The following is a 5,810-nucleotide window of genomic DNA, read 5'->3' on the forward strand; positions in this document are numbered from 1 at the left end:
GTCTCGTGGGCTCGGGGATGTCGGGCGGGTCGCCCCACGCGGACGGGGACGGCCGCGGTGCCGGAAGCGGCCCCTGCACGGGCTCCTCGAACACGCGCTCTTCGAACACGGGCTCCTCGAACGCGCGCTCCTCGAACACGGGGATCGGCCCGGTCAGGGCATCCGCGCCCTCGGAACCTGGCCCGCCCGGGGACGTTCCGACGAACGGCCGTGCGAGCGGCACGTTCGGCGGCTCCGCGGGCGGCGGCTCGGGGGGCGCGCCGAACGGGCTGCCCGGCCAGGGCGGCTGGGCCGGCGGCTCCTGCGGCGGGGGCGCCGCCGCGTGCCGCCCGGACGGCAGCCGCAGCACGGAGCCGCCCTGGTCGTAGCCCTCCTCCAGCCCGGCCTGCGGGTTGTGGCGGGCGGCGCCGCCGACGACCGAGCCGACGGGGACGAGCGCGTCCTCGGCGCGGCGGGTGGTGAGGGCCGGCGCGCCGGCGGCGACGTCGCCCTCGTCCGGGACGACGAGGTCCTCGGGCAGCAGCACGATCGCGGTCATCCCGCCGTACGGGGACGTCCGCAGCGTCACCTTGATGCCGTGCCGGCGGGCGAGCCGCCCGACGACGAACAGGCCGAGCTGCGCGCTGTCGGACAGGTCGAACTCGGCGGCGGTCGCCAGCCGCTGGTTGGCGGCGGCGAGGCTCGGCTCGTCCATGCTGAGGCCGCGGTCCTCGACCTCCAGCGTGAAGCCGTGCGAGACGGCCTGCCCCTGCACCTGGACGGTGGTGTGCGGCGGCGAGAACGTGGCGGCGTTCTCGATCAGCTCGGCGAGCAGGTGGATGACGTCCGCGACGGCAGGGCCGACGATCGCGGCGCGGGTCATCGGGGCGACGTTGACCCGGGTGTAGTCCTCGACCTCGGACGCGGCGGCGCGGGCGACGTCCACGATCGCGACCGGGCTGCGCCAGCCGCGGCCGGGCGCCTGCCCGGACAGGATGATCAGGCCCTCCGCGTGCCGCCGCATGCGGGTGGCGAGGTGGTCGACCCGGAACAGGTCCTCCAGGTCGTCGGGGGTCTCGATGCGCCGCTCCATCGAGTCCAGCAGCTTGAGCTGGCGGTGCAGCAGCGTCTGGCTGCGGCGGGCGAGGTTCACGAACACGTCGCTGACGTTGCGGCGCAGCGTGGCCTCCTCGACCGCGCCCTGGATCGCGGTGCGGCGGGCCGCGTTGAACGCGTCCCCGACCTGGTCGATCTCGCGGGTCCCGAACGCCAGCGGCGGCGCCTCCGCGGCCACGTCGACCTCCTCGCCGCGGCGCAGCCGGCGGATCACGCCGGGCAGCCGGACGTCGGCGAGGTCGATCGCCTCGCGGCGCAGCCGGGCCAGCTCGCGGATGACGGACCGGGCGACCCACACCGCGAGGACGAGGGTGGCGATGACGGCGACGAGCCCGAGCACGCCCGCGAGGACGACGCGGGTGATGATCCCCTCGGAGATCGGCTCGGCGCGCTGCTCGGAGCCCGCGGACACCGCGAGTTCGAGGCCGCGCAGCCGGGTGAGGTTGGAGTCGGCGGTGGTCTTCCACAGCACGCCGGAGTTGGCGGCGGCGGACTTGACCAGGCGCGCGGACGCGGTGAAGCGGTCCTCCAGCGTGCGGAGCCGGCTGTACTCGGGCATCCCGACGACGCGCCGGTAGTAGTCCTGGTCGCCGGAGCGCAGCTCGGCCGCCGAGTACTCGTAGAGGGTGCGCTGGGTGCCGACGAGCTTGACGAACTCGGCGTGCTCGTCCGGCGTCATCCGGCCGGCGGCGAGCGCGCCGGCGAGCAGCGCGTCCTCCTGCGCAAGGGCCTCGCGGGCCCGCGTCAGCTGCGCCTCGTTGCGGGCGTCCTTAGCGACCTCGGAGTTGTCCAGCGTGGTGAGCGAGCCCTGCAGCGAGCCGACGTCGCCCAGCAGCGAGGTGTACTCCTCGAACGCGCGGGTCCGGTCGGTCTTGCCGGTGTCGATGGCGCGGCGCCGGTTCTCCAGCCCGTCGAGCTCCTTGAGGATCTTGTCGGCGAGCGCGCGGGTGTTCTCGGGCGCGGCGCCGCGGGCGGCGTCGTCGCCGGCGAGCCGGCGGAACAGGTCGGTCTGCCGGTCGGTGACCAGGCGGCCGGACTCCATCGAGGCGCGGTCGCCCTCCACGCGGCTGCCGAGGTAGACCATCGACAGGCGTCGCTCGGCCTGCAGCGCGCTGCCGAGCGCGCCGGACGGGTACCCGTAGTGGTCCTGGACGGTCTTGACGTGCCGGAGGTTGAGCCCCTCGCCTAGCGCGATGCTCGCGGCGAAGGCCCACAGCACGCCGAGCGCGACCACCGAGACGGTGACCATCAGAACGACCTTGAAGCGGATGGACCGGAATCGCGCGGCCTTGGGAGCCCGCCTGTGGCCGGCGGCTGAGTCCGTGGTGCGGCCTCGATTTGGCACTGCGGCTGAACTTTCACTCGTGCGGACGGCGGTCTGCTGCGGACGGTACCGAAGGACGACTGCGCGGAAACGGCTCGCGCGGAATGCAGGAGAGCCTAAGACCGTTCGCCGCCGTGTGTCGACAGTTTCCGGATCATCACGTTTTGTGCTCACAAACGGAGCCAAATACCCCTACGATGCCTCAGCGTGATGGTTCGTACTCCAGCCGCGACGAAAAACGGCCGCCCGCTGCTCCGCCCGCGCCGGGCCCTGCTCGCCGCGGCGGCGCTCGCCACGGCCGCGCTCACCGGCGGGTGCGGCGGCGGCTCCGGCGAGACCGCCGCGGCGCCCGACGTCCCGATGCTGCAGGAACTCGGCACCCCCGAGGGCCGGCTCGACCTCGTCGCCTGGACGGGGTACGCCGAGAACGGCTCGAACGACCCGAAGGTCGACTGGGTCACGCCGTTCACGAAGGCGACCGGCTGCCAGGTGCACACGAAGGTCGCCGACACCTCCGACTCGATGGTCTCGCTCATGCAGACCGGGCGGTACGACGGCGTGTCGGCGTCCGGCGACGCCAGCCTCCGGCTCATCTACGGCGGGACGGTCGCGCCCGTCAACACCGGGCTGATCTCCAGCTGGGACGACGTCGCCAAGTACCTGAAGAACCAGCCGTACAACTCCGTCGACGGGCAGATGTACGGCGTCCCGCACGGCTACGGCGCCAACATGCTGATGTACCGGACGGACAAGATCCCGCAACGTCCGACGTCCTGGAGCGTGGTGTGGGACGAGGACTCCCCCGCGGCCGGGCACGTCGTCGCCTACGACTCCCCCATCTACATCGCGGACGCGGCGCTCTACCTGAAGACGCACCGCCCCGACCTGAAGATCACCGACGTCTACGAGCTGACCGAGGAGCAGTTCGACGCGGCCGTCGGGCTGCTGAAGAAGCAGCGCCCGAACGTCAACCAGTACTGGGCGAACTACCTCGACGAGCTGCAGTCGTTCAAGAGCGGCTACAACTACGCGGGCACCGCCTGGCAGGTGACGGCGAACCTGGCCATGACGGACAAGGCGCCGGTCGCGACGACGCTCCCCTCCGAGGGCGCGACGGGCTGGTCCGACACCTGGATGATCTCCTCGAAGGCCCAGCATCCGACCTGCATGTACAAGTGGATGAACTGGATCACGATGCCGAAGGTGCAGGCGGAGGTCGCGCAGTGGTTCGGTGAGGCGCCCGCCAACCCCAAGGCGTGCCAGTACACCGCCAAGGGCTTCTGCTCGACCTACCACGTCGGCGATCCCGAGTTCTACAAGCGGCTGGCGTTCTGGAAGACCCCGGTGGAGGACTGCGGCGACGACCGCGGCAACGAGTGCGTCGACTACTCCCGCTGGGCCCAGGCGTGGACGCAGATCAAGGGGTGACCCGCCGCCCCGGCCCGTCCGGCCGCACCCTTCCGTACTGATCCGTCAGGGCCAGCGGAAGGCGGCGTTCTCGGACGGGACGTGGTGCGGCAGGTAGCACTTCGTCGTGACGTGCTCGTCCTTGCAGTCGAGGCACAGGTAGGTGCGGTGGCCGCGCAGGCCGCGGCCCCGCTCTTCACAGGGCGGGCAGACGCACGGCGACCAGCCGACGAGGACCCGTCCGGGAGCGAGCCGGTGCCCCGCCGGGCACACGAACGGGACATGGTCGCGAGTCTGCACAGCAGGACACTCTACTCGAACATATGCTCGATCAGCCAGCGGGCTTCATCGCGTAGCAGTAGTTCGACTTGCCCTTGAAGAAGTGGCGGGCGGCGGAGTCGCCGTACCGCCACTGGCAGCCCGCGTCGAGCTGCGCCCGCGACATCTTCGCCGGGTCGCGCTTGTGCGCGATGCAGTAGGCGCCGGGGCTCGGCGTCTCGCGGTACTCGACCCACTCCCAGCCGAGCTTGACGCAGTACGCGGAGAAATGCCCGGGGCCCAGCACCGTCCGAACGAGCTTCGCCTTGCGCGTCGGCGACGCCGAGGGGGCCGGCGCCGGCTTCGACGGGGACTTCGACGCCGTGGGCCCGGCCGTGCCTCCGGGCGCCGCGGTCTCGGGCCCGCTCCCGGCCCGGGTCGCGGTGGCGGCCGGTGTCGTCGCGGCGCCGGACGGGCTCTGCGGCTCCACGCCGGCGGCGTCCTTCCCGGACGACCCGCCGCCGGGGACGAGGACGACCGCGAACACGGCGGCCACGACCGAGGCGACCGCCGCGACCGCACCGGCGATGACGGCCTTGCGCCGCCCCCGCGGGCCGTGCGGCAGGGTGTCCGCGCGCACCGGCCCGGACTCGGGCGGTAGCACCAGCTCGGGTGCCGACCGGGCGTCGGGCGGCAACACGGGCGGGACCGGAGCGGGCATGGCGGCCGGGGCGCGGCCCGTCCGGAGGACGAGGCGGTCGAGGACGTCCTGCGCCGACGGGCGGCGCGCCGGGTCCTTCGCGAAGCATTCGGTGAGGAGCCCGCGCAGCGGCTCCTCCACCCCGGCGAGGTTCGGCTCCTCGGTCGCGATGCGGTTGAAGACGATCGGGATGGACTCGTTGCCGAACGGCGGACGGCCGGTCGCCGCGAACGCCATCGTGGACGCCCACGCGAAGACGTCCACCGCCGGGCCGAGCTCGCCGGGCTGCAGCTGTTCGGGCGCCATGTAGGCGGGGGTGCCGACCGCGCGGCTGACCATCGTCTGCGCGCCGGACAGTGCGCGGGAGATGCCGAAGTCGATGACGCGCGGGCCGTCCGCGCCGATCAGCACGTTGTGCGGCTTGAGGTCGCGGTGCACGACGCCGGCGTCGTGCAGGGCGACGAGGGCCGTGGCGGTCGCGACCGCCAGCCGGTCGAGCGCGCTGCCCCGGCGGGGGCCGCCGTCGGCGACGACCTGGCTGAGCGGCGGCCCGTCGACGTACTCGCTGACGATGTAGCGGCGGTCGCCGAACGTCCCCGAGTCGAGGACCTGGGCGGTGCAGAACCGCGCGACCTGCTTGGCCGCGTCCAGTTCGCGGACGAACGTGTCGAGGGTGCCGAGGTCGCCGGTCAGCTGCGCGTGGAACACCTTCACCGCCACCCGGCCGCCGTCCGCGTCGTGCCCGAGGTAGACGACGCCCTGGCCGCCTTCACCCAGTCGGGCGGTGATCCGGTAGGCGCCGAGCTCCCGTGGGTCGGCGGATTCGAGGGGCGGCACGCCAGCAGTGTAGGGGGCAGAGCCGCACAGAACCGGAGCAGTTCGCGAACCGCAGTCCACGGAGCACAGTCATGAGCGGCGGTTGATGACCAGAGCGCCCAGTGGGAGCGCCCGGTCGCACCGGTCAGCGGCACCGGTCAGCGGCACCGGTGGCGGGGGGTCAGTGGTCGCGGTGGGCTATGAGGCGGG

4 protein-coding genes are annotated in these 5,810 nt (G+C 73.0%); 1 reads left to right on the plus strand and 3 read right to left on the minus strand.

All coding sequences use genetic code 11. The features are described 5' to 3' along the window. Nucleotides 1-2,344, minus strand: a 2,344-nt coding sequence (locus tag E1293_RS43620; RefSeq protein WP_132205500.1) for a sensor histidine kinase, incomplete at its 3' end; no start/stop codon positions are given. A 285-nt stretch (nucleotides 2,345-2,629) separates the two neighbouring features. Here E1293_RS43620 and E1293_RS43625 point away from each other — a divergent pair. Continuing rightward, nucleotides 2,630-3,847, plus strand: a complete 1,218-nt coding sequence (locus E1293_RS43625; protein WP_132205504.1) for an ABC transporter substrate-binding protein — start codon at nucleotides 2,630-2,632, stop codon at nucleotides 3,845-3,847. Between the two features lie 45 nt (nucleotides 3,848-3,892). Here E1293_RS43625 and E1293_RS43630 read toward each other — a convergent pair whose 3' ends face one another. Both E1293_RS43630 and E1293_RS49040 read right to left on the minus strand, forming a co-directional pair. Further along, the gene (locus E1293_RS43630; protein WP_132205502.1) at nucleotides 3,893-4,126 is read right to left on the minus strand and encodes a hypothetical protein; all 234 of its coding nucleotides are present in this window, start codon (nucleotides 4,124-4,126) and stop codon (nucleotides 3,893-3,895) included. A 31-nt stretch (nucleotides 4,127-4,157) separates the two neighbouring features. After that, nucleotides 4,158-5,621: a serine/threonine-protein kinase gene (locus tag E1293_RS49040; protein WP_207939461.1), complete on the minus strand. Its 1,464-nt coding sequence runs from the start codon at nucleotides 5,619-5,621 to the stop codon at nucleotides 4,158-4,160. Between the last annotated feature and the right edge of the window lie 189 nt (nucleotides 5,622-5,810).

Origin of the sequence: Actinomadura darangshiensis, assembly GCF_004349235.1 — a bacterium.
GTDB lineage: Bacteria > Actinomycetota > Actinomycetes > Streptosporangiales > Streptosporangiaceae > Spirillospora > Spirillospora darangshiensis.